Origin of the sequence: Prauserella marina, from assembly GCF_002240355.1 — a bacterium.
Lineage (GTDB): Bacteria > Actinomycetota > Actinomycetes > Mycobacteriales > Pseudonocardiaceae > Prauserella_A > Prauserella_A marina.
This window is the reverse complement of record NZ_CP016353.1, coordinates 3,080,246-3,105,133: the sequence shown is the minus strand read 5'-3', so window position 1 is coordinate 3,105,133 and position 24,888 is coordinate 3,080,246. Positions and strand designations below refer to the sequence as shown.

Genomic DNA, 24,888 nt, shown 5'->3' with positions numbered 1-24,888 from the left:
AACCTTTTCCGAATGCTCGCCGAAGCAACCAGCGTGATCGTGCGACAACCCTCAATCGCGCTCGAATCACCGGACGCCCAGATCGGTGCCTTTCGGCTCCTTGACGCACGACACCGCCGCGAACGAGATCACGCACAGCACCATGATGTAGAGCGCGATCGACACCGACCAGTCCGTCGCCTGCATCAGGATCTCCGCGATCGTGGGCGCGAAGGCACCGCCGAGAATCGCGCCAAGCGCGTACCCGATCGACACTCCCGAATACCGCACCGCGACGGGGAACATCTCGGCGTACATGGCCGACATCGGACCGTAGGAGAGGCCGAGCCCGATCGAGAGCAGGAAGATCGCGACACCGAACAGCAGGATGTTCCTGGTCTCGATCAGCAGGAACAGCGGGATCATCCACGCGAAGATCAGCGCGTAGCCGATCTGGAAGGTGCGCACCCTGCCGATCCGGTCGGACAACAGCCCTCCATAGAGGGAAAAGACCAGCCAGCCCACTGAAGCGACCACAATGGACAGCAACACCCACGGCCTCGGCAAGTCCAGGCTCTCGGTCCCGTAGGCGATGAAAAAGGCGATCACCAGATAGCCCGCCGCGTTGTTGGCGACGAAGATCAGCGCGGTCAGCAGGACCTGCTTCCAGTCGCGGGCGAACAGGTCGCGAAGCGGTGCCGAGGATTCCTTCTTTCGCGCCAGCATCTCCTTGAAGATGGGGCTTTCCTCGACGGAACGGCGGATCAGGTAGCCGACGAGGATCAGGACGACGGAGAACAGGAACGGCACTCGCCATCCCCACTGCTGGAACTGCTCCTGGCTGGTCACGCTCGTGACGAGCCACAGCATTCCGGTCGCCATGATGAGCCCGATGGGAACACCGATCTGCGGGTAGGCACCGAACAGGCCCCTTCGCGACCTCGGCGCGTGCTCGACGGCCATGAGCGCGGCACCGCCCCATTCGCCGCCCGCCGAGAAGCCCTGCACGATCCGCAGCAGGATCAGCGCGATCGGCGCCAGAACACCGATGTCGGCGTAGGTGGGCAGGGCTCCGATCAGCGCGGTCGCCGCGCCCATCAGCACAAGTGTGAAGACCAGCATCCGCTTGCGCCCCAGCCGGTCGCCGAAGCGCCCAGCCACGATCGCGCCGAGCGGCCGGAACAGGAAGCTGATCCCGATGGTCGCCAAGGAGATGACGGTGGCGAGGCCCGGAGAGGCGTCGCTGACCGGCGCGAGGAACAACGGCCCCAGCACGAGGCTGGCCGCCTGCGCGTAGATGAAGAAGTCGTACCACTCGATGGTCGTTCCCGCGAGCGTGCTCGCCAGCACCTTGCGCTCGTCGCGCGTCAGTTTTCTGTTCTCGTCCCCCGGCCGCGAGAAAGGTTGTGTGCCGGGCTGGCTTGCCGACTCTGCTGGCGTGCTCATGGCGAACTCCGTTGTTCGAGTGGACACTTGCCGGAGCCGGGGACACGCGCCCCGGCCCCGGCAAGTCGATCACGCGGGCGCCGTTCGCGGAAGCCCCGTACGGAGGCGGACCCGCCCGCCGGGGCTACGCCGCGCGGTCCAGCGCCGGGATCAGCGCCCGCACCGGCCACAGCGCGAGGGCCTTGTCGGCGTAGCTGCCCGCGCCTTCGCGGCAGCCCTCGACGATGAGCGCATCAGGTTCGCCGAACCCGAACGGAGGCCGCTGGAGGTTCAGCGGGCGCCAGTCCCCCGTCTCGGCGTCGACGTTGACAGCCAAGCCGGGGAACGTCGTGGTCAGCAGGTACCGCGCTCCGCTGTCGGCGATCGTGCGCAATGCGGCGATCGCCTGCGCGAACGTGAGGTGCACAAGGCAATCCCTGCACAGCACCAGGTCCACTGTGGGCAGTGGACCTACGGTAAGGTCGAGAACTTCGAACCGGCGGGCCGGCCGGTCGCCCGCGAACCGGCGCCGGTTGCGCTCGACGAGTGCCGGCACGATGTCGGCGCCGAAGTAGTGCTCGACACCGAGGTCGGTGCCGCTGAGCCAGCCGAAGTCGCCACATGGTACATCGGCGATCGAGCTGATCCCCTTCTCGCGCAGCAAGGCGGGGATCGCGGCGCGCAGCCGCCGCGTCGCGGCTTCCTCGGATCCCTGACCAGACACCGATTCGTCACTCGCCCACAGGTTGTGCCGGTGGATGTAACCGAACACCTCGTCGGTGCCCAGCGTGATCAACCGGTCCCTGTGCTCACGGTAATTGGTGTTGGGCGGTAGTTCCGGTCGTCCCCACGCCGTCTCGGCACCCATTGTGGTGTCCTCCCGCTCGCGAGCCGAGATCACGGTCCCACTCCCGCCACGCGAAGGCAACAACGCCCCGACCGGGTGGAGGCGAGTTCCGCGCTCAGGCCGACGACTTCCGCACTCAGGTCACCGAGTCGCGCGTTCGCGTTGCCGACGCCGTGGTCGCTCAGCCGGTGTGGCCGCGACCCAGGTCACCGGCGCGGAGTACGACGACGCCCCGCTCCAGGTCGACGCCGTGACGCGGAGGAGCGCCCTGCGCGTCGTCCTCGCGCATCATCGACATCGAGTCGCGGTGGTCGAGCTCCATCCGCTTCGTGCCGTAGAACATGGCGGTGAACTCGTCGATGTAGGTCGCGGCGAGCGGGGTACCGAGCTGCTTGCGGCGCCGCTTGCGCCACAGCTCGTACCCGCCGACCGCCGTCACCAGCAGCACTCCGCCGGGAATGCTCCACGCGAGCACCGTTTCGACAAGACCCGTGCGCTGCGCAACGAGTCTTGCTCGGCGGTGGTTCCCCGCGAGCGCGGCGGGCCGAACGCGGATCTCGCCATCCTGGGCGCGGATCTCGCCGCCCTGAGTGCGGATCTCGGCGGGCTGGGCGGGGGACTCGCGGGCCCTCAGTCCGGGACGTCGGCCGCGCCGAGCGCGCCCCTGACGTCCCGGCACGCCGCGAGCAGCACGGCGGCGATGTGCTCGGTGTCGGAGACGGCGAAGCGCGTCGAGGGCAAGGCGACGGTCAGCGCGGCGTGCTCGCCTCCGATGATCCCGATGGACGCGCCGATCGCGGTGACGTCGGGTTCGCTCTCGTCGTGGTTGAGGCCGAACCGCTTGCCGCGTACTTCCCGAAGCTCGGTGTGCAGCGCGCCCAGGTCGTGGATGCGTTCAACCGGCCACGGCGTGAGGCCATCCGGATGCAGAGCCTCGACCTGCTCCGGGGTCAGGTCCGCGAGCATCGCCTTGCCACCGGAGGTGCAGTAGGCGGGCATCCTCGCGCCCGTCCGCAGTCCCACCCTGAGCGGCCGGGCGCTCTCGATACCGTCGGCGAAGCGAACGTCCGAACCGGTCAGCACCATGAGATGCACGGTTTCGGACACCTGCGCGAAGAGGTATTCCAGGTGCGGCCGGACCCGGTCCGGCAACGGCGGCGATCGCCAGGCCACCGTCAGGGCCGCCGCCGAGGGACCGAGCCCGTACCTCCTGCGGTCGTCGTGGACGGCGAAGCCGCGGTGGCACAGCGTGGACAGCAGCCGGTGTGCCGTCGAGGGCGCCACGCCCAGCGCTTTCCCCGCCTCGGTGACGCTGAGGTCGCCCCGCTCCGCGAGCAGCGAGAGCAGGATCAGCGCGCGGTCGACGGCCTCCACGCGGTAAGGGTCAGTTTTCCGCTCCACAGAATGATCCTAGCAATCTTTGCGTTGTGCGGAACAGTCTGGCTAAGGTCAGAGAACAAGCGCTCCGGTGGTCCGGCTACCCGCACCACCGGTCAGGACACGTCCGCTCAGTGCTTCTCAATGCTTCGAGGAGGAGGCCCAAGGTGGCAACGGATCAGGTGATCATCGCCGGAGGCGGCATCGGCGGGCTCGGCGCGGCGGTGCACCTGGCCAGAAGCGGCGTCAGGGTCAGGGTGCTCGAACGCTCGCCTGAGTTCGCCGAGGTCGGTGCGGGATTACAGCTCGCGCCCAACATCACGCGAATGCTCGACCAGATCGGGGTGCTCGACAAGATCCTCCCGCGCTCGGTACGGCCGAGGCGGCTCGTCTTCCGCAACGCGGAAAGCGGCGAAGAGCTGACCCACCTCGACCTGACCGACGCGCATGCCCGCTACGGCGGCCCCTATCTCGTACTGCACCGCAGCGACCTGCTCCAGGCACTACTGGAAGCCGCGCGGGGCGAAGACCTGATCAGCCTGCACACCGACCATCACGTCACCGGATTCACCGACAACCCCGACGCGATCACGGTGACCTGCGCCAACGGCGCCGAGTTCACCGGGCGGTTGCTGCTCGGCGCCGACGGGCTGCACTCGACGATCCGCAAGGAGATCATCACCGACGAGCCGCTGTGCTCCGGTTACGTCGCCTACCGTGGCGCCGTTCCCATCGAGCAGGTCGACCGGCGCGCGGCGCTCGACGACGTCTGCGTGTGGATGGGCCCCGGCATGCACCTCGTGCAGTACCCGGTCCGCGCGGGCGAGCTGTACAACCAGGTCGCCGTCTTCCGGAGCCAGGAATACCTCGAAGGCAAACAGGACTGGGGCACGCCGGAGGAACTGGACCGGATGTACTCGGGAATGTGCGAGGCGGTCAGGGTCGCCATCCCCTCGCTGCAACGCAACAACCGCTGGCCCATGTACGACAGGGAACCGGCCGCGACGTGGACGAAAGGCAGGATCAGCCTGCTCGGCGACGCCGCGCACCCCATGCTGCAATACCTCGCGCAGGGCGCGGGCCAGGCACTGCTCGATGGCGCGGCGCTGGCGAAGGCGCTGCCCGCGCTCGGCACCGGTTCCTGGTCCCTGCCAGCGCTCGGCGAAGCTCTCGGCGGTTACGAGGGCGAGCGGCTGGCCTTGGCGGGCAGGGTGCAGTCGAGCGCGCGGGTGTGGGGCGACATCTGGCACGTCGACCAGCCGGTCGCGACGTTGCTGCGCGATGAGGTGTTCCGGTCGAGGGACATCCACGACTATCACCTCGTCGACTGGCTGTACGGCCCCGTGCGCGAGGGCCAGGCCCCCACGCGAGCCCCGGCCACTCCCGCCGGATCCGACGTTCCCACTCCAGCCTGAGCCCGCCCCGAAGCGAAGGAGCTTCCATGACCAACACCGAGCGACCGGTCGATCACGGTTCGATCGACAACGCCATGACCTCGGGCGAGGGCCCGGAACTGCGCGAGCTGTACCGGGACTTCGAATCGGCGAACCTGACTCCACTGTGGACACAACTCGGCGACCTGATGCCCATGCACCCGCAACCGAAGGCGGTCGCGCATCTGTGGCGCTGGTCCGATCTGTACCCACTGGCGCGGCGGGCCGGTGATCTCGTGCCGGTGGGAAGGGGCGGCGAGCGCAGGGCGCTGGCGCTGGCCAATCCCGGCCTCGGCGGGCACGCCTACGTCAGCCCCACCCTGTGGGCGGCGATCCAGTACCTCGGACCGCGCGAGACCGCGCCGGAACACCGGCACGCACAGAACGCGTTCCGGTTCGTCGTCGAGGGCGAGGGCGTGTGGACGGTCGTCGACGGCGATCCGGTGCGCATGTCCCGGGGCGACTTCCTGCTCACCCCCGGCTGGCATTTCCACGGCCACCACAACGAAACCGACCAGCCGATGGCCTGGCTGGACGGGCTCGACATCCCGTTCTCGCACTACACCGACGTCGGCTTCTTCGAGTTCGGCTCCGATCGCGTCACCGACTATGCGACCCCGAACTTCTCGCGAGGCGAACGCCTGTGGTGCCATCCCGGGCTCCGGCCGCTCAGCGGACTGCGCGACACGGTGTCCTCCCCCATCGGCGCCTACCGCTGGGAGCACACCGACGCCGCGCTGACCCAGCAGCTCCTGCTTGAGGACGAAGGGCAGCCCGCGACCGTAGGGCAGGGCCACGCCGCGATCCGCTACGTGAACCCGACGACCGGTGGTGACGTGATGCCGACGATCCGCGCGGAGTTCCACCGGCTGCGGGCGGGTGCGGCGACCCCGGCGACGCGGGAGGTCGGATCCAGCGTCTTCCAGGTTTTCGAGGGCAGGGGCCAGGTGGTTCTCGATGGCGTCGAGCACCCGATCGACAAGGGCGACCTGTTCGTCGCACCGTCCTGGGTGCCATGGTCGCTGCACGCGGAGACCCCGCTCGACCTGTTTCGTTTCTCGGATGCTCCCATCATGGAGCGGCTGCACTTCAACCGCACGCACGTCGAAGGAGAACAACGATGAAGCTCGCCACGATCCGGCTCGGAGACCGGAGCGCCGCCGTCAGGATCACCGGCGACACCGCGGTCGAGACCGGGTTCGGTGACGTCGGCGAGTTGCTGCGCGCCGGTGGTCTCGCTGAGGCGGCCTCGGCCGAAGGGGCGGCGCACGACGCCGCGAACGCCGATTACGCGCCGGTGGTGCCCCGGCCCGGCAAGATCGTCTGTGTCGGGCTCAACTACCGCAACCACATCCTGGAGATGGGCAGGGAGCTGCCCGAGTACCCGACGCTGTTCACCAAGTACCCCGAGGCGCTCATCGGCGCCCGCGACGAGATCCGGTTGCCGCCGGAATCGGACCAGGCCGACTGGGAGGGTGAACTCGCCGTGGTGATCGGCCGGACGGTGAGGCGGGCCTCGGCCGCGGAGGCCGAGGCGGCCATCGCGGGCTATTCCGTGCTCAACGACGTCACCATGCGCGACTACCAGTACCGCACGACGCAGTGGTTCCAGGGCAAGGCGTGGGAGAACAGCACCCCGTTCGGCCCGGTCATGGTCACCCCCGGCGAGCTGCCGTCGGATGCGCGGCTCGTCACGTCGCTGGACGGCACCGAGTTGCAGCGCACGCCCATCGACGACCTCGTGTTCGGCCCGGTTCAGCTCGTCGAGTACATCTCGACGATCTTCACGCTGCGGCCCGGCGACGTGATCGCGACGGGAACGCCGGGCGGGGTCGGGCACGCGAGGACGCCCCGGCAGTACCTCGGCAAGGGCCAGACGCTGACCACGACCATCGACGGCATCGGCTCGCTCGTCAACGTCGCGGCCCCCGAGCGCGCATGAGCACCCCCGGCGGCGAGCACGCCGACGCCGAGGCAGCGGCGAGGGCGGAACTACGGGAACGCCAGGGCGCCGGCGCACGTTACGACGCGCCGGAGGCGCCTGCCGAACGGCTCGCGCTGGCCCGGCGGGGAACGGCCTACTTCGCGCGCAAGCTCAACGAACTCGGCGACGCCGCTCTGGACGGTGACAGTCTGTTGCCCGGCTGGTCGAGGCGGCACGTGATCGCCCACGTCGGGTACAACGCCAGAGCGCTGACCAGGCTTGTCGACTGGGCACGCACCGGGGTCGAGAACCCGATGTACGCCTCGGCGCGGCAGCGGGCCGCCGAGATCGAACTGGGTGCCACGACACCGGCGAGGGCGCTGCGAAACCTGTTCGCGCACACCGAGGTCGCGCTGAGCGTCGCGTGGCGGGATCTTCCCGGCGAGCGATGGGACGCCGAGGTACGCACGGCGCAGGGCAGGCTCGTCCCGGTGAACGAGACCGCGTGGATGCGCGCCCGTGAGGTGTGGCTGCACGCCGTCGACCTCGGCAACGGCGGTGACACCCGCGATTTCCCCACCGAGTTGCTCACCGCGCTGCGCGCCGACGTGACCGGCTCGTGGGAACGCAAGCGGGAGAAGGTCGACCTGGTGCTCGCGCACGAGGGCGGCGAGCGAATCGTCCTCGGCGAGGGCGGCCCGACGGTGCGGGGCTCGCTGCCGGACCTCGTGCGGTGGCTCACCGGAAGAGGCGCCTCCGGCGTCACGAGCGACGCCGGTGAGCTACCGGTGCTCCCTCGCTGGCTGTAGCCGTGACGGTACTCAGCGCGGTACCGTCACGGGCTCCGCGAGCCCGGAGATCACCTCGGCGACCCTGGTGACGACCGTGCGTGTCGCGGGCTGCCAGATCAGCCACGTGGTGAGGTCGACCGAATCCTCGGCCAGCCGCAGCCACGGCCACTGCGGCAACAGCCTCCGCGCGGAGTTCTCGGTGAGCACGACCGCGTCCGACTCGGTCGCCTCCGCGCACGAGCGGGCGTGCTCGGAGAACTGGGCGAACCTCCACAATGGAGTCACGCCGCGTTCGTGCGCGGCGACGATCAGCGCGTCGTGAGCCGCCTGCACCTGCTCGCGGCCGTGGGCCAGTATCCGCAGTCCGTGCAACTCCCGCAGGGTGCATTCGGTGCGTGCGGCGAGCGGGTGATCCGGGCGCACCGCGAGCCCGAACGGCTGACTGAACAGCCGCGTTCCGGTCAGCGCTTGCAGTGGGCGTTCGTGCACGAGGCCGAGGTCGAGCCTGCCCTCACGCACCATCCGCAGCTGCTCGGCGCTGTTGGCCTCGGTGATCAGCACCGATGCCCTGCCGACCTCGTCCCTGAGCAGGCCGAGCAGCCGCACCACCCAGTCCGGCGACAGTCCGGGAGGGATTCCCAGGTCGACGACCTCGCGAGTGGCCTCGCCCGCCGAATGTGCCGCTTCCCTGCTCGCCTCCGCCAACCGCAGCAGCAGGCGGGCGTGGTGGTAGAACGCGGCGCCGCCGGGGGTCAGCGCGGTTCCGGTGGTGGTGCGCTCGAACAGCACCACACCGAGTTCCTGTTCAAGCTGGCGGATCTGCCTGCTCAAGGATGGCTGCGTGAGGTGCAGTTGCTCGGCCGCCCTCGACATCGACCGCTCGGCGGCGACCGCGACGAAGTACCGAAGATGCCGCAGCTCCATCAAGCCTCCCGTGCTCGTCTGCTCAAGGCCATGCCTGAAAAGCATAGCGAGAGTGATTAATGAGCATTGGACGCGGAATGGCAAGCGAGTTCTACTGACGGGGCGTTCCGACTCTGCCCATCAGGCAGGGCCGCCGTCGCAGAAAGGCCGCTCAACGATGAGTCATACGACCACTGACACCGCGCGCAGCCCCTACCGCTGGGTTGTCCTCGCGCTGTGTTGGGCCGCGTTCACCATGACCGCGGTTGACCGTTCCACCTGGGGGCCCGCCTCGGTGTCGGTCGGCGAGAACCTCGGGGTCTCGCTCGCCGGTCTCGGGGTCTTCGCCACCGGTTACTACATCGGCTACGTCATCTCCAACGCCTTCGGCGGTTTCCTCACCGACTGGCTCGGCGGACGGATGATCCTGTCCTGCTCGCTGTTCATCGCGGGTGGCTTCATGATCCTGTTCGGCGAGACCGAATCGGCGACGGTCGGTATCGCTTTCCAAGCCGGTATCGGCATCTTCGCCGGTTGCGACTACGCGGCGGGCGTCAAGCTCATCTCGCAGTGGTTCGTCCCGAAGGACCGTGGGCTGGCGATGGGCGTTTTCATGACGGCGACCTCGCTGGGAACGGTGATCGCCAACGCGATCGTGCCCAGCCTGATCGCCTCGTCCGGCTGGCGGACCTCCTACCACGTCTTCGGTATCGCCTCGATGGTCGTCGCGGTGCTGTGTTTCGTCCTGCTGCGCAATTCCGGTGACGGAAACCGCGACGCGGGGGGCGAACGCGGTCTGCCGAGCCTGCGGCCGCTGCTGCACAACAGGGACCTGCTGTTGCTCGGGCTCGCCGGATTCGGTGCCATGTGGGGTACCTACGGCTTCATCACCTGGTCCAACGCGCTGATGGTCAAGGGAAGCGGCATCTCCCCCATCGAAGCGGGCGGGGTGACCGCGATCTTCGGCTTCACCGCCGTGCTCGCCAAACCGGTGATCGGCATCGTCTCCGACTTCTTCGGCGGGCGACGCAAAGCTCTCACCATCGTCGTGCTCGCGGCGTTCGTGTGCACGCTGCTGATATTCGGCTCGGGCAGCAGCCTCACCGCGTTCCTGTGGACGGCGCCGTTCCTCGGCATCGCGGCCTACGTCTACAGCCCGCTGATGGTCGCGATGATCCCGCAGCTTTCCGGCCTGCGGCTCGCCGGATCAGCGGCGGGCGCCACCAACGCCTTCTGGCAACTCGGCAGCACCGTGGTGCCCGTCGTACTGGGCGCGGTGTTCCAGGCGAGCGACTCGTTCTTCGTCGCCTTCGCCACGCTCGCGGCCGGTCCGCTGGTGGCCATTCTCTTCCTGCTGGGGGTCAGGGAGAGCAAGGCAAGCGGTACCGGTCCCGCGGAGGCTGACGCGGAAGGCACCGAGGACAACGCGACCCAGCAGGTTTCCCGATGAAACGAAATGGAGCAGGAGTGAAAGACCAGTACGACGTGATCGTCGCGGGTGGTGGCTCGGCGGGCATCGCGGCCGCGGTCGGCGCGAGCCGGTCGGGAGCATCGACCCTGCTCGTCGAGCGCGGTCCCTGCCTCGGCGGAGCGGCGACCCTGCGCAACGTGGTGACCTACTGCGGGCTGTACACGAGGGAGGAACGGCGGCAGGTCGTCCACGGGGTCGCCGGTGAGCTGCTGACCGGGCTGAGGGAGCTTGGCGCCGTCAGCGAGCCGACCAGGTTCACCGCGGTCGCCGTCGTCTTCGACCCGGAGAGCGTCAAAAGGGTCGCCGACGAACTGGTCACCGCTTCCGGCGCCGAGGTGCTGCTGCACACCCAGTTGCTCGGCGCGCGCCGCGACGGCGACCGGATCACGACCGTGCGCGTCGCCGACCACAGCGGCATCCGCGAACTGAGGGCGGCCACCTTCGTCGACGCGACGGGCGAGGCCGATCTGGCCGCGCACGGCGGCGCGGAAGTCCGCTACGGCAACGAGGGCTGGGTGCAGAACGGAACGCTGGGCGTGCGGTTCGGCGGGCTCGCGGCCGACGCGCGCGTCACAAGGGACACCGTGGGCGAAGCCGTCAGGGCCGCCAAGCGCGCGGGCGCCGCCGACCTGACCGCCGAGTCGGGGCTGATCGCGCGCATGCCGGTGTCCGGCGACCTCATCACCTACCTCGCCGACGAGGGCTACGACGCCCGCAGCGCCGCCGACACGACGAGAGCGGAGATCTCCGCGCGCCGTCAGGCACAGGCGTATCTCTCCGTCATCCGCACCCTGCCCGGCTGTTCCTCTGCCTACATCGTCAGTACAGGGCCGGAACTGGGCACCCGCGAATCCCGGCACATCAGGGCGCGCTACCAGCTCACCGAGAAGGAGGTCCTGCACCCCGGCCCCGCGGACGACGCGGTCGCCATCGGAGCATGGCCCATCGAATACCACCCCGGGCCTTCGATCCCTTCCGAGTGGAGCTTCATCGGCGACCCCGGCTACTACGGCATTCCGCTGGACGTGTTGCGCAGCAACGACACCGCCAACCTCTTCGCGGCGGGAAGGACCGTCGACGGCGACCGGGGTGCCGGTGGATCGCTGCGGGCGATGGGAACCGCGTTCGCGACCGGTCACGCCGCCGGTGTGGCCGCCGCGCTCACCGCGACGCGAGGGGAAGCCGCGACCCGTGAGGTCAGGGCGGAACTCAACCGGCAGGACGCCAGGCTGCCCGGCTGATCCGGGGTCAGCTCCGCGGCGGGGCACTGGGGGTCCCGCCGCGGCGAGCGAGGCGTCACGAAGGCGGAAGCCTCGGCCACGCCATGCCGGCCACCTGCCGCGCGGTGTCGCACGGGTCCTTGCCTGTCTCGGTCAGGTGCAGCACCCGCACGAGCGCGATCTCGCGCTCGCCCTCGACGGCGTCGGGAAACTCGATGTGCTCGGTGTAGATGTTGCACACCCTCAAGTTCTCGGTATCCGTCGGCACGACCAGCGACGACCGGCCGCCGATGTCCTCCACCGTGCCGTCCCGTGGATCGAGCGCCGGGCCGAGGATGAAATCGAGCTGCACGTTGGAGGTTTCGCCTTCGCTGACTCCCCAGGTGCATTGATGCTCGGCGGGGTAGAGCGTGACGTCGGACGGCGAGGCGGCGACCATTTTCGCCACCTGGGCCGAGGGCAACGGCCCGCAGGCCGACACCCGCGCCAGCGAGTTGTGCGCCGGTTTCCAGTGCCGGACCTCGCCCGACTCCAGGGTCGTGACCATGCCACGAGCCCCCGCCTCCGCGATGGCGCACACCTTATCGCCGGCCAGCCCGGAGTCGCTCTGCTGAGGCCGCGCCGAGACCTCGATGCCGACACCGTCGGCGAGAACGACGTGCAGCTCGCACGTGGTGCCGTTCGAGGGGACCCGCACGATGCGCGCGTCCCCTGGCCGCGCGCTCACCAGTTCCTGGCTCTCCGAGATCGCCGCGGCTGGCCTGAGCATTCCCGAGGAGACCTCGACGTTCTCCGAACCGACCGTGACGGCGGTGCGGCAGTTGTCCAGCCATTGCCGGGGCAGCGCGTGGGCCGGCCCGTGCTCGGCGAAGGCATTCGGCGCGATCAGCGAGCACGGATCGATCGTTCTCGGATCCCCGAGTGCGGCCGAGGTCAGCGCGGCGCCGTCCTCACCGGAAGGCGCTCCCTCCACCGAACGCCCGCATCCGGCCAGCGTCAGCATCGCGATCAGCGACAGCCAGCAGACCCATCGCCCGCCACCCCGTAAGCGCACGGTCCTCCCCCTTGGTCTTCCCTGCCCGCGTGTCCTGCCAGCACCCTATACACCCCGTGCGAGCGCGGGGACGGAAAGTGCCCCGCCCGCCCTCGACGTCCACAGTGGACATCAGGACGGATACCGGACCAGCTCCCGGATACTGGCGTCGCGCCGGTAACGTCGGCATGGCACGCGGGTTCCCATGCTCGCGCGACGACGACGGAGAGCATCGATGATCGAGACCGAGTTCAACACCGACCGGGTCGCCGAGGCGGACCGGTTCGATCACTGGCGCGCGCTGGCCGAAGGCGCTCCTTCACCGATGGAACCCGCCGGTATCGCCGCCGCCGGCTTCCGCATGCACCAGAGAGACCTGTGGCTGGACAGGATCCGGGTGTGGACGATGTCGTTCCGGCCCATGACCTTCCGGCGCCCTGCCGCGCTCGTCGACAAGGCCGATCCAGGCACCTACAACCTCGTGCTGGTCCGCGAAGGCACGTTCGGGCAGCTCGACGGCAGGGATGAACGCACCTATCTCCCCCGGCACCTGCACGCCCTCGACTCGTCCCGGCCGTTCGAGCTGGCCACGCGCAGCGCGACGGGCGCGGTGTCGTGTGCCGGGCTGGAGATTCCCAAGGCCCTGCTCCCGCTTCCGCGTGCCGCGGCCGACCGGCTCTGCGGCATCCCGCTTCCCGCCGACACCGGCATCGGCGGGCTGCTCGCGGGCACGCTGATGACGTTGACGACACAGTCGGCACAGGCGGCACGGCCGGAGCCCGGCGGCGGCGCGGCCTACTCTGCCGCTGACACCTCCCGGATCGAAGCCGCGCTGGTCGAGCTCGTGTCAGGGCTGTTCACCGGCGCGTTCGAAGCACATGGCACCAGGAGCGGCCAGCCACGGCACGCGCTCGGCGCCCGTGTCAGAGCGTTTATCCTGCGCAACCTGCACGACCCTGGGCTCACTCCGAGCAGCATCGCCTCGGCGCACCACATCTCAGTGAGCTACCTCCACCGGCTGTTCCACGAACACGGAACCGGTGTGGCCGCCTGGATCCGGTGGCAACGACTCGAACGCGCCCGAAGAGACCTCGCCGACCCGGCGTCGACCTCGACCATCCAGGAGATCTCGGCGAGGCGCGGGTTCGCGCACCCGGCCGCGTTCAGCAGGGCCTTTCGCACCGCGTACGGCTTGTCACCGCGCGACTACCGGGAAACGGGCCTTCTCGCTCGGGATTCGGTGACCGGGACGGCGAATGCCTTGGATGAACTGGACACGGATTTTCCTCACGGTGGTTTTGCGGGGGTCACTCCAGCCTAGGAAGAACCGGGGCAGGTGTCCTTGGCTCTCAGCGCACACCCGCTGATCATCCGTGCACGACCGGCCGGCTCAGCGCGCCGGAAGCTCCTCGCCACCAAGCCCCTCGATGCCGTCGGGGACGACCTCCCTCGCGAGGGCCTTCAGTTCGTGCAGCCCCTTCATCCTGGCGTCCAGATCGGCGGCGGCGTCGGCTGCGGCTTTCAGCTCGCCGGAGAACTCGGGCCTCGGCGCGCCGCCCGACTTGTCGAAGATCTTGCGTTCGACGGCGGCCCAGAAGTCCATCGCGATCGTCCTGAGCTGGATCTCGGCCGTGACCTTCTCGACCCGGTCGGAAAGGTGCACGGGAACCCTGATGAGCAAATGCAGGCTGCGGTACCCGTTGGGTTTCGGCTCGGCGATGTAGTCCTTGGTCTGCACGATCTCCATGCCGTTGCGCCGGATCAGATCGCGGATGAGGTACACGTCGGACACGAACGGGCACACCACGCGCACCCCGGCGATGTCGGTGAGGTGGTCCCTCGCCGAGGCGAGCGTCACGGGCAGTCCCTTGCGGCGCAGCTTCTGCATGATCGACTCAGGGCGTTTGATCCGTGACGCGATGTGCTCGATGGGGTCGTGTTCGTGGGCGTAGTCGAATTCCTCGCTCCAGATCCGCAGCTTGGTCAGCAGTTCGTCGACGGCGAACTTGTGCATGAGCAGGAGGCCGCCCAGCTCGCGCACGAACTCAAGCTCAGAGCCCGTCCGCTCCCCCGCCACCTCACCGGTGACCGGGCTCCTCCGCGACAATCGCGCGACGCCATCGTTGAACGACCAATTCTGCACGGGTCTCTCATCCGTTCTCGGTTGCTGATGAGTCCAGCCTATGCATGCCCGTGATCGGCACGCCGCGATATGCCGCCGTGACGCGGCACACTCAGGCAGCCTGTACGGAGAGTGACCGATGGGCGACGGCAATCCCTCGCCCTCGCGCCTAAGATCGGATCCGGCGAGCACAACCGAGACCTCGACGCGGCGGGAGCGCCCATGTCCGAGCTGCCCATGCCTTCCCACTCGTTACCGGCCGCCCTGGGAACAGGGGACCAGGTGGCACGCAGAGCCCACATCGTCACGACATTGGTGGAGGCGTTCTCCGGACTGATGTCGGCCGATCCCGCGGCGTTTCGCACCAAGTTCCGCAAGATGGCCTCCGATCCGTTCGCGTTCTACCGCGGCAGCGCGTGCCTCTTCTACGCCGACGTGGTCCGGCTCGACGACCCGTGGGCCGACGAACGAACGAGCAGAGTGTGGATCCAGGGCGATCTGCACGCGGCCAACTTCGGGACCTACATGGACGGCGAGGGCACCCTCGTCTTCGACGTCAACGATTTCGACGAGGCGTATCTCGGCCACTTCACCTGGGATCTGCGGCGGTTCGCGGCCAGTATCGCGCTGCTCGGATGGAGCAAGGCACTGCCCGACAGCGAGATCGACAACCTGGTGCGGATCGCGGCGACCGGTTACCTCGATCAGGTGCGCGAGTTCGCGGTCGGCACCGGCGACAGCACCTTCAGCCTGCACCTCGGCAACACCGAGGGCGTCGTCAGGAACGTGCTGCGCAAAGCACGACTGAGCAGCAGGAACGAGCTGCTGAACTCGCTGACCGAACTGGAGGGCTACGACCGCCGGTTCCGGATCGCGCCGGGAGTGCGGGTGCTCGGCGAAGCCGAGCGCGCGAACGTCGTCGAAGCCTTCTCCGAATATCTCGGCACCATTCCCGCCGACAAGCGGATGCGCGGTGTCGCCTACACCATCAAGGACGTCGTCGGCCGCGGCGGTTTCGGCATCGGGAGCGCGGGCCTGCCCGCCTACAACATCCTCATCGAAGGCCACAACCAGGCGCTCGACAACGACATCGTGCTCTCGATGAAGCAGGGCAACGTCTCGGCCGTGTCGAGGGTCGTCAGCGACGAGCGGGTCGAGCGGTACTTCCGGCACCACGGCCACCGCACGGCGGTGTCACAACGCGCGCTGCAAGCGCACGCCGATCCGCTGCTCGGTTACACCGAGATGGGCGGCGTCGGCTTCGTGGTGAGCGAACTCTCCCCCTATGAGTCCGATGTGGACTGGGGAGACATCAACGAACTCGACGAACTGCGGCCCGTCATGGACTACCTCGGCAGGGCGGTCGCGAAGGTCCACTGCGTCTCGGATTCCGACTCCGATCACACGCTGGTGCCGTTTCAGACGGAGTCCGCGATCGAAAGGGTCGTCGCCGGAAGGGAAGCCGAGCTCGTCGGCTGGCTGAGTTCTTTTGCGCTCGGCTACTCCGCCGTCGTCAGGGACGACTACCGGCTGTTCATCGAGGCTTTCCGCAACAGGGAAATCGCCGGTCTCGACTCCACGACCGCGACCGGGCGGCCCGCCTCGCTCACCGGGTAGTCCACAACGGACGCTCACACCCCGGTCGTCGAGCCGGGCCGAACGATCATCAGCACAACGACGACGGCCCACAACAGGTTGAACACACCCGTCATTCCGCTGAGCCTTGCCGAAAGCGACGAGCTGACCTCGTTCGCGGTCAGCGCCTCGCGCTGTCCTGGCAGGATCACGAACACCAGCAGCGCGGCGGCGACCGCCGTCAGCACGACCGACGCGATGAGCCACACGTCGGTGAGAACACCGAGCGCGGCACCCGTCGCGAACCCGAACACGGGTACGGCAAGTCCGAACACCGCGTAGCCACGGCAGATCCGGTGCAGCACGGCCGCGACCCCGGCGGCCTTCGGCTCCTCGCCCCCGGCGCCGCCGGAAGCCGGCACGAGCCGCACCGCGCGCGCGTAGCGAGGAAACAGCGACGCGGCGACGGCGATCGGGCCGATCGCCAGTATCGCGGCGAGAACGTGGACGGACAGCAGCAGTTTGGTCACCGGGACACTCCTTGTTCGTGGCAGGGCGCGGTCCTGGACGAGCCGCGGCACATATGTTGGCTGCCAATAGGTACCCTTCCTACTCCATTGACGTGTAGGCTGTCTACCTATGAGGGCGGACGCGGTGCGAGGGCACCTTGACGGATTGCTGCTGGCCGTACTGGAACCCGGCCCACTACACGGATACGCGATCATCACGGCGGTCCAGCGCCGCAGCGGCGGCGCTCTCGAACTGCGCACCGGCACCATCTACCCCGCGCTGAACCGGCTGGAACGACTCGGCCTGCTGCGCAGTAGCTGGCAGGCCGAGGGCGAGCGCAAGAAACGCCGCTACGAACTCACCGAGGCGGGAAAAGCGAGTCTCGCCGACGAACGCGGCGCGTGGCGGGAATTCACGACGGTCATCGGCGCCGTCCTCGATCCCCGCACCGCACGGGGAGAGGTCACGTGAATCGCGCCGATCCCGTCGCCAACTACGGCGTCGAACTCTCCTCGGCACTGCGCGGTCCCCGCGGGTTCAAGGCCAGGATGGTCGCCGACATCACCGACGGCTTCGCCGACACGCTCAGCGCCCACACCGCCACGGCCGCGTCCCGCGCCGACGCGGTGCGCGGAGCATTGCGGGAGTTCGGCACCCCGGCGGAGATCGCCCGAAGCTGCCAGCGGGAACTCACCATCGCGCAGGCCAGGCACACCGCGGGAGCCATCGCGATCACCGTTCCGCTCATGATCGCGGGCTGGCGGCTCGCGCACTCCTCGGCGAACGGGGATCCGTGGGTGCTTCCGTTCGCGGCCTATCCACTCGCCGCCGTCGGCGGGCTCGCGGCACTCCTTGCTCTGCTGACGCTCGCGGCGACCGGCCGCCCCTCAGGGGAGCACCCGCTGACTGCCCTGCTGCCGTCGGTGATGGCCTGGACCGGAACGATCGCGAGCGTCGCCATGATTCTCGCGGCCGTGTCTCTGGTCGTGGCCACGCCGCTCGCGGCGAGCTGGCCCGTCGTCGCGGTGGCCACGGTAACCACGGCCGCGTTCCACGGCGTCGTCGCCGCCTCCGCGCGAGGCTGCCGCGACTGCGCGAGGCTACCGCTCACCGGTTGACCCGCTCACCGGCTTCAGCCACACTCCACAGTGGACCGTCGAGTGCCGCCGTTCAGGACAGCATCCCCGTCGCCCACATGAGCGCGATCAGCACCATCCAGATGGACAACCCGACAAGCACCCTGAGCCACAGTCTTTTCAGCATCGCTCACAACCCGAGACTGTCGAGCACCAGCAACACCGAAAGGAACCCGAAGAACACGAAGGACACGATGAGCACGGCAAGGCGCACTCCCCTGACCTTCAGCTCCTTCGGCAACGCCTTCCTGTTGAGCAGGATCAGCAACCCGGAATAGATGAACATCTGCACGCCCGCGATGGACGAGGAGATCACCACGAGCAGGAACGGCTGATCGACACCGGCGAGCAGGATCACCGACCCCACCACGATCATGATCCAGACGAACGCCGCGTAGATCTTGCTCTCCGACCAGAAGCTGCTGTCCTTGAGCGCGTTGATCTTCATCTGGTCGGCGATCAGCCTGCAGGTGTAGTCGATGATTCCCAGATTCGTCGAGAACAACGCGAATGTCGCCGCGGCCCAGAACGCCGTACCGAACCACGGCGCGACAATGTCCTGCAATGCCTGGCCTTCGAGCAACAGGAAAGCCAGATCCTGCTGCTGCACGGTTCCTTGTGGCAGCGTCGAATACGCCAGCACGGACATGGTGACCAGCGTCAGCACGCCAAGTCCCCAGAACGTGATGAGCTGCTCCCAGTTGGCTATCCGCCACCAGCCGCGCCAGCGGCGCATGTTCTCCTCGTCCGTGGGGAACATGTAGCCGAGCGACGGAGTGGCCTCCTCGTGCCCGGTGATCGGCGACACGATCCTCGGCATGCGAGCGCCCATGCCCATGCCCTTGTCCCTGATGTAGTTGCTCTGCACCAGGTTGTTCGCGCCACCTGCTCCCGCGAAGGCGAGCGCGCCGAGCAGCAACGCCACGCTCAGGTTCTCGTGCCCGATGGGGAAATCGGCGCCGCCGATGCCCTCACTGAGCAACGCGCCCCACGCATCGCCCGTCGTGGCAACGGGAATCGCGATGATGACGAAGAGCAGGATGAGACCGACCAGTACCCCCTGGATCTTCTCCACCCACTGGTACACCACGGGCGAAAGCGTGAGCGTGATCCCGATGGCGACGAGCGCGGCGATCGTGATCGGCACGATCGGCGCGTCGGCGCCCAGCGACAACGCGAACGACACCGACGACGCGGCGCCGGTCGCCCAGCCCGGCCAGAAGTTCTGCAGCAACGCGAAAACGATGAACAGCCACCACCACGGCTTCCAGAATCTGGTGAAACCGGTGATGGCGGATTCGCCCGTGGCGAGCGTGTAACGCTCGATCTCCATGTTCAGGAAGAATTGGATGCCGAATCCCACGATGGCGGCCCAGATGAAGGTGAAACCGATCTGGGAGGTGATGTAGGGCCAGAGAATCATCTCGCCCGACCCGATGGCCGTCGCAAGGATGATCACGCTCGCACCGGTGATCTTGCGCAGTCGTACCGGTTCCGGCAGGTCCCTGAATTCGACGGCGGGCAGGTGCTTGCTGGGAAGTGTGGGCCGGTCTCGCTCAGGGCTGCCAGTTTCCGTCATGCGGGTCGCCTCATCTCACCGCGTGCGAACCAAACCTTCGAGCCTTAGCGCAGCGCTCAGCTAGAGTGACGCCCATCACCTTTTGTGTCAATAGAGGGTTTCTTTCCCTCCGGCCGTTTCGTCGTCCCCCGGCCGCTTCACACCACGGCGATGGCGCCGAGCAGCGGATGACCCCGCGTAGCGGGTCGCACCGTAGCCCGGCTCGTGGGCGGTGAGACGGAAACGGCGAAAATCGGTGCCGTGCCGGTGCAGGCGCGGGCCTCGGCGCCCTGAGCGCGGAACTCGGCAACCTGGGCCCGCCAGGGTACGGCACATCCCGGTGCGGGGATGTGCCGTACGCCGGTCACCCGAACTGTCCTGGGCGGTAGTCCCCCGCGGGCTGCTCGACGATGACGTTGATGCGGTTGTAGGTGTTGATGAGGGCGATGACGGACACGAGCGCGCCCAGTTGCTCCTCGTCGTAGTACTTGGCCGCCTCTGCCCACGCCTCGTCGCTCACGCCGCCGCCCGCGTCGGCGATCCTGGTGCCCTGTTCGGCCAGTTCGAGCGCGGCGCGCTCGGCCTCGGTGAACACCGTGGCCTCCCGCCACGCCGCCACCAGGTTGAGCCGGGTCTGAGTCTCCCCGGCGTGCAGGGCGTCCTTGCTGTGCATGTCCGTGCAGAACCCACAGCCGTTGATCTGACTGGCGCGAAGCTTCACCAGCTCGGCCGTCGCCGAGGGCAGCGCCGAGTCCGCGATCGCCGTTCCCGAGGCGATGATGTGCTTGAGGAACTTCGCCGTCACCTTGTTGCCGAAGAGATCGATTCGCGCGTCCATCCCATGCTCCCTGTCATCGAGTCGTCGAGTCACCGTGTCGTCGGTTACCTCTCTTTGACACCGCAGCGAGGGAAAATGTGACAACGGCCTTCGGCGCGACGGCCACGCCGTCCACAGTGGATCGCAAGGGGGCGTCGTTACCGCGGCCAGAGGGAGCGTCCGCCCTGGTCACAACGCCTGCTGATAGTTTCCGTTGGCTCGGCCGCGTGGCGCGACGCGCCCGGCCCGGCGGGAATCGATGAGGAGGTAGGAGCCCTGTGATCATCAAGGTCGACAGGCTGGGCAGATTGCGGGGTTTCGGCGGCACCGTCCTGTTCGGAGCGGGTGGTGTCGCGTTGATCGCGGTAGCCACACTGGGAGTGGCCGACCAGTCCTCCTCCGAGCGCATGTACACCGTCCTCGGCGGGCTGGCCTGTCTCGTCGTGGCCATGTTCGCCGGGATCACGCTGCGCAAGCCCGCGCCGACCCTCACGGTCGACCAGAAGGGCCTCGTCGTGCGCCAGCCGCCCGAACTGGAGTTCTCGGTACGCTGGAGCGAGCTTCATTCGCTGCGGTTGTCGAGGAGCAAACGGCAGATCGGAAGGTCACGGTCGTGGTTCTACCAGCTCGATTTCTGGACGACCAGCGAAGCGGCAACCCTTGCCCAGCCCGACCTTGAGGTCCTGCGCGAGGGCGAAGGATACCGGTTCGGCCTCGGGCACCTCGGCCGCCGTCACGGCAGGAAGCTGTACCGGGCGTGCGAGGAACACGCGCCGGGCAGGGTCGAACGCGTCTGGTGAAGGCTATTCGGCCAGATTGAGCTGCCAGGTGATCCCGAAGCGATCGGCGACCCAGGTGAACCGGGCGCTGAAGCCGTAGTTGTCAAGCGGCATGAGTTCGGCGCCCCGATCGACGAGGCTCGCGTGCAGGCGCTTCTGCTCGTCGGCGTCGTCGCATTCGACCCACAGCGAGATCGAAGGGGTGAAGTCGAATTCGTGCTTCACCGGACTGTCGATGCACTTGAGCTGCGCTCCGGCCAGCGCGAACGTCGCGTACTCCACCGTCCCCTCCGCTCCGGGACCGTCAGCGCCGTAACGCTTGACGGCCACGATCTCCCCGTCGGAGAACAGTGACGTGTAGAAGTTCATCGCCTCCTCCGCCCTGCCGTCCTGGAACATGAGGAAGGTCGTGATCTTCTGCGCGGTTGCCATGGAGTACCCCTTCGCCGGTCGCCGGAGCCGCACGGAGCGGTTCCCTTACCCGGCGAACGATAGGCAAGCAATGACTTGCCTGTCAAATCGGCCCGCGACAGCCCGGTCCTCAGTGGACCCACGGCGGCAACGGGTCAGGCCGTCACGTCCGGCGCGAACCGCGCGAGCGAAACCTGCCGCGCGGCACCGATTTCCTCCGTCGTCGCGGTACCGGAATTCTCGATCGCGCTCGCCCACGCGCTGACCGTGTGCTGGGAGAACTTCTGCACGTCTTCCGAGCTCTCCCACATGCCGGGGTCGCCGACCTCGACACCCCTCACGTACTGGTCGAGTCCGAGCAGGGACACGTCCCAGCCCGGGCCGGTGTAAAGCGCGCCCGCGCCGCTTCCGGCGACCGAGAGCGGCACGGTGTGCTCCAGTTCCAGCACGGTGTCGTCACCGTCCTCGGAACCGAGCCGCAACTCGACGACGCTACTTGCCTCGCCCCACGTCAACCGCAGCAGGTACGGGCGCTCACATTGCAGCACGGTGCCCTCGGCATTGCCCTCCGCCGCGAACGTCCCGCCTTCCCTCAGCTCGCCGCTCACCGGAAGGAACCAGCGTTCGAGCCGCGCCGGAATCGTCAGCGCGTCCCACACGTCGCCGACCGGTACCGGGTAGCGCCGCCGCAACAGGACGCAGATCGAGCCGGCCTCCCCGGCTTCCCGTCTTTCCCGCACCTCGCGGTAGACGACCTTCAGCTCGTTCGCGATGTCGATCATCGAATGTCCTCGTCCCTGCCCGTCGTGGGGATTGCCTCCGCGGCACTCTCGCGGCGAAACCTGGCCAGCCAGTGGTCGACCTCGCGCAGACCCGACGCGTCGACCGCGTACAGGCGGCGGGTGCCGTCGGCGCGCACGGTCGCGAATCCGTTGTCCCTGAGTACCCTCAGATGCTGCGACACGGCGGGCTGGGTGATGCCGAACTCGCCCTGGATGATCTCGGTGACCGCCCCCGAGGACCATTCGGCCTTCCCCGCCTCCGCGAGCAACTCCAGTATCCTGCGGCGAACCGGGTCACCCAGTACGTCGAACGCGTGCACAGCCGTCATCCTGAAGCGGCTTGCTTATATAAGTCAAGGTTTATCAATCGAGATCATGCATTCGTGGCATACGCGATACCGGCCGCGATCGAATATGCCCCGCATACCGGCGAGCACTACTGCGCTCCGGTGCACCCACTAGCCCTTTCGGCCCAGCGATTCCCTTCCCCGCGAACCCGCCTGAATCCCGGCAGCAAAAGCGAGCGGGCGGTACGCGCGACTATCCCGAAAACAGCAATGACGGCAGGATGTCCCGTCATCCTGCCGTCATTGAAATACCAGTTTCAGTTGCCCTTGTGGTATGCGTCGGTGACCTCGGACGGAATACGCCCGCGTTCGGAAATCTCGAAACCATTCTTACGTGCCCACGCGCGAATCGCCTGATTCTGCTCACGGTCTGCGGCCGACGAACGTGCCACCACCTGGCCGTTCGCCCGCTTGCCCGAAGTGCGCTTGCGACCACCCGAGCGCCGCGCGTGTTCGACATACTGCGCGAGCGCGTCCCGCAGTTCTTCGGCATTGTCCGCCGAAAGGTCGATCTCGTAGCTGACGCCGTCGAGACCGAACTCGATGGTCTCGTCGGCCTCGGAACCGTCCAGATCGTCCACGAGGGAGACAAGAACCTGTTGCGCCACCAGTTCCTCCTGCTATTGAGTCAATCCTGAAAATACCAATTTCCACTCGTCCGGGGAAGTGTACCGGATACGTATACGCGAACGACAAGCGCCGTTTACAACTCGCTATCCAGCGATAATGGAAAGGTGCATCTGTTATTTCCTCATCCCCCCGCACGGCCCGACCACGATGGAAGGGGAAGCCGTCCTCGACACACACGGCACGAGATGGTTTCGCCTTTCCCGTTCCCCGAGAACCAGATCGCGGTGCTCGCTCACGAGGGGGCGCTCACGACGCCGCACTCGACCCGGTCGCCGAGCGAAACCGGGCCGTTTCCGCCGGTGACCTCCGCGTACCAGCCCATCTCGACGTGCCCGTACTCACCGTGCAGCAGCCGGGGAACGGCCAGGTCCCGCTCGGCCGTTTCCGGGTTGACCTCCGTCGCCGCGCATCGCTTCGTCGCCAGCACCCCGCGCAGCCGCAACGTCCCGATGCCGAGATCCTCACCGGTGAGTTCCCTCTCGCACCAGGCGGGCAGCCCCTCGACGTAGATGTTGGCGCGGAACCGCAACGGATCGACGGGCGCCCCGACACGCCGCTCCAGATCACGCACCGAGGCGAGGTTGATGATCGACACCGCGTTCATCATGCTGTCGGACACCACGGAGACGTCGGTGAACCGGCGGTCCCGCTCGCGGGCGAGTACCGGTGGCAGCGCGGGATCACAATCGAGCACGCGGCCGAAGAACGCGGTCACCGCCCGCTCACCATCCTCGGTGGACACATCGGCCGAAAGCACCTCGTGTCCTCGCACCGCGACCGTCAGCCGGTTGGACCGCGCGTCGAAGTGAGTGCCGAGGTCCGCGAGCCTCGCGTCGCGGGCGAGCATGAAGAACTGGCCCTTCGGCAAGGGCTGCCGCTGCCCTTTGACGTAGCGGCCTTCCGGCCTCGCCAGCGCGAACACCCTGTCGCCGTCGATGCCACGGCCGGGCTCGACCGGCAAGGTCTCCACGCGCTGCGGGCTCAATCCCTTGACCGGGTACACGAAAAGGGCGGCGACCCGCCCGGTCCGCTCACTGGCCGTTCCGGCTTCCCGTGTCACCTTTCGCGCCTCCGCCAGCCGATCGGCCCGCCGTCGTCTCGCGGCGAGCCACCACGGAGACGGTATCCGCTAGATCTGATCTAGCGGATACCTGGCCGCCGTCTCGCGCCTATGGGGTGAGCCGACGACGCCGAAGACACGGGAAGGAAGCCGGATGTCACGGAACGAGCCCACAGGGGCACTGCGCGTCGCCACGATCATCGGCAGCACCAGGGAAGGCAGGGCCGGTGCCGCGATCGGCGAATGGTTCGCCGAGGTGGCCCGGCAGCGCACCGACATCGAGATCTCGGTGCTGGATCTGGCCGCCTTCGCGTTTCCGGCGCGCCTGCCCGAGACCCCGACGGCCGACATGCGGCGGTTCGCGGGATCGATCGAGGAGGCGGACGCGTTCGTCGTGGTGACGCCCGAATACAACCGCAGCTTTCCGGCTTCGCTGAAACAGGCCATCGACTACGCCTACGACGAGTGGCACGGAAAACCGGCGGGGTTCGTCTCCTACGGGTGTCGTTCCGAGGGCTTCTTCGCGGTCGAGCAACTCAGGGCGGTGTTCACCGAACTGCACGTCGTGACGATGCGCGACACGGTGAGCTTCAACCTGTTCGGCCCCGGCATCGACGAGAAGGGACGGCCGCCCGTCAGGGGGGAACTGGCCGTGGTCGCCGACGCCATGCTCGACCAGCTCACCTGGTGGGGCCGCGCGCTGCGCAACGCTCGCGCGGCGGAGCCCTACACCTGCTGACAGCAAAGAAAGGACGAAA

At 67.9% G+C, this 24,888-nt stretch carries 27 protein-coding genes; 12 read left to right on the top strand and 15 right to left on the bottom strand.

Annotated features, from left to right (window positions below; translation table 11 throughout):
* Positions 1-66 precede the first annotated feature (66 nt).
* From BAY61_RS14500 to BAY61_RS14485, 4 genes are all read right to left on the bottom strand, one after another.
* Positions 67-1,425, bottom strand: a complete 1,359-nt coding sequence (locus BAY61_RS14500) for an MFS transporter (protein WP_091798281.1) — start codon at positions 1,423-1,425, stop codon at positions 67-69.
* Positions 1,426-1,549: 124 nt separating this feature from the next.
* On the bottom strand, positions 1,550-2,305 hold the full coding sequence (locus BAY61_RS14495) for a class I SAM-dependent methyltransferase (protein WP_338061448.1): 756 nt from the start codon (positions 2,303-2,305) through the stop codon (positions 1,550-1,552).
* 127 nt (positions 2,306-2,432) lie between these two features.
* Positions 2,433-2,726, bottom strand: coding sequence for a DUF6191 domain-containing protein (locus tag BAY61_RS14490; RefSeq protein WP_091798276.1), 294 nt, complete (start codon positions 2,724-2,726; stop codon positions 2,433-2,435).
* A 155-nt stretch (positions 2,727-2,881) separates the two neighbouring features.
* Positions 2,882-3,652 (bottom strand): IclR family transcriptional regulator, encoded by a 771-nt coding sequence (locus BAY61_RS14485; RefSeq protein WP_245866094.1) that lies wholly within the window; start codon positions 3,650-3,652, stop codon positions 2,882-2,884.
* Between the two features lie 143 nt (positions 3,653-3,795).
* On the opposite strand from BAY61_RS14485, the gene BAY61_RS14480 reads away from it, so the two are divergent.
* Genes BAY61_RS14480 through BAY61_RS14465 form a run of 4 tightly spaced genes read left to right on the top strand, consistent with a single transcriptional unit; the run spans position 3,796 to position 7,794 of the window.
* Positions 3,796-5,043 carry an FAD-dependent monooxygenase gene (locus tag BAY61_RS14480; protein WP_091798271.1) on the top strand — a complete coding sequence of 416 codons (1,248 nt, stop codon included), beginning with the start codon at positions 3,796-3,798 and terminating at the stop codon, positions 5,041-5,043.
* 26 nt (positions 5,044-5,069) lie between these two features.
* Positions 5,070-6,185, top strand: a complete 1,116-nt coding sequence (locus BAY61_RS14475) for a cupin domain-containing protein (protein ID WP_091798268.1) — start codon at positions 5,070-5,072, stop codon at positions 6,183-6,185.
* The gene (locus tag BAY61_RS14470) at positions 6,182-7,003 is read left to right on the top strand and encodes a fumarylacetoacetate hydrolase family protein (RefSeq protein WP_091798266.1); all 822 of its coding nucleotides are present in this window, start codon (positions 6,182-6,184) and stop codon (positions 7,001-7,003) included. Before BAY61_RS14475 ends, BAY61_RS14470 begins: the two co-directional genes overlap by 4 nt.
* Positions 7,000-7,794 (top strand): maleylpyruvate isomerase family mycothiol-dependent enzyme, encoded by a 795-nt coding sequence (locus BAY61_RS14465; RefSeq protein ID WP_091798263.1) that lies wholly within the window; start codon positions 7,000-7,002, stop codon positions 7,792-7,794. Before BAY61_RS14470 ends, BAY61_RS14465 begins: the two co-directional genes overlap by 4 nt.
* A gap of 12 nt (positions 7,795-7,806) precedes the next feature.
* Here BAY61_RS14465 and BAY61_RS14460 read toward each other — a convergent pair whose 3' ends face one another.
* Positions 7,807-8,745 carry a LysR family transcriptional regulator gene (locus BAY61_RS14460; protein ID WP_245866092.1) on the bottom strand — a complete coding sequence of 313 codons (939 nt, stop codon included), beginning with the start codon at positions 8,743-8,745 and terminating at the stop codon, positions 7,807-7,809.
* A 112-nt stretch (positions 8,746-8,857) separates the two neighbouring features.
* Here BAY61_RS14460 and BAY61_RS14455 point away from each other — a divergent pair, with 112 nt between their 5' ends.
* Entirely contained in the window at positions 8,858-10,129 is a 1,272-nt protein-coding gene (locus BAY61_RS14455) for an MFS transporter (protein ID WP_091798258.1), read from the top strand.
* 17 nt (positions 10,130-10,146) lie between these two features.
* Positions 10,147-11,391: an FAD-dependent oxidoreductase gene (locus BAY61_RS14450; RefSeq protein ID WP_245866091.1), complete on the top strand. Its 1,245-nt coding sequence runs from the start codon at positions 10,147-10,149 to the stop codon at positions 11,389-11,391.
* Between the two features lie 55 nt (positions 11,392-11,446).
* Here BAY61_RS14450 and BAY61_RS14445 read toward each other — a convergent pair whose 3' ends face one another.
* Positions 11,447-12,424 (bottom strand): DUF3558 domain-containing protein, encoded by a 978-nt coding sequence (locus BAY61_RS14445; protein ID WP_091798253.1) that lies wholly within the window; start codon positions 12,422-12,424, stop codon positions 11,447-11,449.
* A 214-nt stretch (positions 12,425-12,638) separates the two neighbouring features.
* On the opposite strand from BAY61_RS14445, the gene BAY61_RS14440 reads away from it, so the two are divergent.
* Positions 12,639-13,724, top strand: coding sequence for an AraC family transcriptional regulator (locus BAY61_RS14440; protein WP_091798250.1), 1,086 nt, complete (start codon positions 12,639-12,641; stop codon positions 13,722-13,724).
* A 69-nt stretch (positions 13,725-13,793) separates the two neighbouring features.
* Here the strand turns inward: BAY61_RS14440 and BAY61_RS14435 are convergent, their stop codons facing one another.
* A complete protein-coding gene (locus tag BAY61_RS14435; protein WP_091798982.1) occupies positions 13,794-14,417 on the bottom strand; it encodes a GTP pyrophosphokinase in 624 nt (207 codons plus the stop codon).
* 345 nt (positions 14,418-14,762) lie between these two features.
* Between BAY61_RS14435 and BAY61_RS14430 the strand changes: the two genes are divergently transcribed.
* The gene (locus BAY61_RS14430) at positions 14,763-16,142 is read left to right on the top strand and encodes a DUF2252 domain-containing protein (protein WP_091798979.1); all 1,380 of its coding nucleotides are present in this window, start codon (positions 14,763-14,765) and stop codon (positions 16,140-16,142) included.
* A 14-nt stretch (positions 16,143-16,156) separates the two neighbouring features.
* Here the strand turns inward: BAY61_RS14430 and BAY61_RS14425 are convergent, their stop codons facing one another.
* On the bottom strand, positions 16,157-16,630 hold the full coding sequence (locus tag BAY61_RS14425; protein ID WP_091798247.1) for a hypothetical protein: 474 nt from the start codon (positions 16,628-16,630) through the stop codon (positions 16,157-16,159).
* A 109-nt stretch (positions 16,631-16,739) separates the two neighbouring features.
* Here BAY61_RS14425 and BAY61_RS14420 point away from each other — a divergent pair, with 109 nt between their 5' ends.
* Positions 16,740-17,081: a PadR family transcriptional regulator gene (locus BAY61_RS14420; RefSeq protein ID WP_091798244.1), complete on the top strand. Its 342-nt coding sequence runs from the start codon at positions 16,740-16,742 to the stop codon at positions 17,079-17,081.
* A complete protein-coding gene (locus BAY61_RS14415; protein ID WP_091798241.1) occupies positions 17,078-17,728 on the top strand; it encodes a hypothetical protein in 651 nt (216 codons plus the stop codon). The genes BAY61_RS14420 and BAY61_RS14415 overlap by 4 nt, the downstream gene beginning before the upstream one ends.
* A 148-nt stretch (positions 17,729-17,876) precedes the next feature.
* Here BAY61_RS14415 and BAY61_RS14410 read toward each other — a convergent pair whose 3' ends face one another.
* Positions 17,877-19,325 (bottom strand): Nramp family divalent metal transporter, encoded by a 1,449-nt coding sequence (locus tag BAY61_RS14410; protein WP_091798238.1) that lies wholly within the window; start codon positions 19,323-19,325, stop codon positions 17,877-17,879.
* A gap of 343 nt (positions 19,326-19,668) precedes the next feature.
* Positions 19,669-20,142, bottom strand: a complete 474-nt coding sequence (locus tag BAY61_RS14405) for a carboxymuconolactone decarboxylase family protein (protein ID WP_091798235.1) — start codon at positions 20,140-20,142, stop codon at positions 19,669-19,671.
* 257 nt (positions 20,143-20,399) lie between these two features.
* Between BAY61_RS14405 and BAY61_RS14400 the strand changes: the two genes are divergently transcribed.
* Positions 20,400-20,921 carry a hypothetical protein gene (locus tag BAY61_RS14400; protein ID WP_091798232.1) on the top strand — a complete coding sequence of 174 codons (522 nt, stop codon included), beginning with the start codon at positions 20,400-20,402 and terminating at the stop codon, positions 20,919-20,921.
* A gap of 3 nt (positions 20,922-20,924) precedes the next feature.
* On the opposite strand, the gene BAY61_RS14395 is transcribed toward BAY61_RS14400, so the two are convergent.
* The 5 genes from BAY61_RS14395 to BAY61_RS14375 all read right to left on the bottom strand — a co-directional run bounded on the left by BAY61_RS14395 (position 20,925) and on the right by BAY61_RS14375 (position 24,130).
* Complete coding sequence (locus tag BAY61_RS14395) at positions 20,925-21,332, bottom strand: VOC family protein (protein WP_091798230.1); 408 nt, start codon at positions 21,330-21,332, stop codon at positions 20,925-20,927.
* 134 nt (positions 21,333-21,466) lie between these two features.
* Positions 21,467-22,093 (bottom strand): SRPBCC domain-containing protein, encoded by a 627-nt coding sequence (locus BAY61_RS14390; RefSeq protein ID WP_091798227.1) that lies wholly within the window; start codon positions 22,091-22,093, stop codon positions 21,467-21,469.
* Complete coding sequence (locus BAY61_RS14385; protein WP_091798224.1) at positions 22,090-22,413, bottom strand: ArsR/SmtB family transcription factor; 324 nt, start codon at positions 22,411-22,413, stop codon at positions 22,090-22,092. The genes BAY61_RS14390 and BAY61_RS14385 overlap by 4 nt, the downstream gene beginning before the upstream one ends.
* A 284-nt stretch (positions 22,414-22,697) precedes the next feature.
* Positions 22,698-23,048 (bottom strand): histone-like nucleoid-structuring protein Lsr2, encoded by a 351-nt coding sequence (locus tag BAY61_RS14380; RefSeq protein ID WP_091798219.1) that lies wholly within the window; start codon positions 23,046-23,048, stop codon positions 22,698-22,700.
* Between the two features lie 254 nt (positions 23,049-23,302).
* Positions 23,303-24,130, bottom strand: a complete 828-nt coding sequence (locus BAY61_RS14375) for an MOSC domain-containing protein (protein WP_091798216.1) — start codon at positions 24,128-24,130, stop codon at positions 23,303-23,305.
* 154 nt (positions 24,131-24,284) lie between these two features.
* Here BAY61_RS14375 and BAY61_RS14370 point away from each other — a divergent pair, with 154 nt between their 5' ends.
* On the top strand, positions 24,285-24,869 hold the full coding sequence (locus BAY61_RS14370; RefSeq protein WP_091798213.1) for an NADPH-dependent FMN reductase: 585 nt from the start codon (positions 24,285-24,287) through the stop codon (positions 24,867-24,869).
* Positions 24,870-24,888 lie beyond the last annotated feature (19 nt).

Excerpts from the sequence above, each read along its gene's own strand:
- BAY61_RS14500 (WP_091798281.1), bottom strand. The coding sequence starts at position 1,425 with ATGAGCACGCCAGCAGAGTCGGCAAGCCAGCCCGGCACACAACCTTTC.
- BAY61_RS14410 (WP_091798238.1), bottom strand. The coding sequence starts at position 19,325 with ATGACGGAAACTGGCAGCCCTGAGCGAGACCGGCCCACACTTCCCAGC.
- BAY61_RS14395 (WP_091798230.1), bottom strand. The coding sequence starts at position 21,332 with ATGGCAACCGCGCAGAAGATCACGACCTTCCTCATGTTCCAGGACGGC.
- BAY61_RS14475 (WP_091798268.1), top strand. The coding sequence starts at position 5,070 with ATGACCAACACCGAGCGACCGGTCGATCACGGTTCGATCGACAACGCC.
- BAY61_RS14405 (WP_091798235.1), bottom strand. The coding sequence starts at position 20,142 with ATGGACGCGCGAATCGATCTCTTCGGCAACAAGGTGACGGCGAAGTTC.
- BAY61_RS14435 (WP_091798982.1), bottom strand. The coding sequence starts at position 14,417 with ATGCACAAGTTCGCCGTCGACGAACTGCTGACCAAGCTGCGGATCTGG.
- BAY61_RS14470 (WP_091798266.1), top strand. The coding sequence starts at position 6,182 with ATGAAGCTCGCCACGATCCGGCTCGGAGACCGGAGCGCCGCCGTCAGG.
- BAY61_RS14460 (WP_245866092.1), bottom strand. The coding sequence starts at position 8,745 with ATGCTTTTCAGGCATGGCCTTGAGCAGACGAGCACGGGAGGCTTGATG.
- BAY61_RS14390 (WP_091798227.1), bottom strand. The coding sequence starts at position 22,093 with ATGATCGACATCGCGAACGAGCTGAAGGTCGTCTACCGCGAGGTGCGG.
- BAY61_RS14465 (WP_091798263.1), top strand. The coding sequence starts at position 7,000 with ATGAGCACCCCCGGCGGCGAGCACGCCGACGCCGAGGCAGCGGCGAGG.
- BAY61_RS14455 (WP_091798258.1), top strand. The coding sequence starts at position 8,858 with ATGAGTCATACGACCACTGACACCGCGCGCAGCCCCTACCGCTGGGTT.
- BAY61_RS14420 (WP_091798244.1), top strand. The coding sequence starts at position 16,740 with ATGAGGGCGGACGCGGTGCGAGGGCACCTTGACGGATTGCTGCTGGCC.
- BAY61_RS14370 (WP_091798213.1), top strand. The coding sequence starts at position 24,285 with ATGTCACGGAACGAGCCCACAGGGGCACTGCGCGTCGCCACGATCATC.
- BAY61_RS14430 (WP_091798979.1), top strand. The coding sequence starts at position 14,763 with ATGCCTTCCCACTCGTTACCGGCCGCCCTGGGAACAGGGGACCAGGTG.
- BAY61_RS14440 (WP_091798250.1), top strand. The coding sequence starts at position 12,639 with ATGATCGAGACCGAGTTCAACACCGACCGGGTCGCCGAGGCGGACCGG.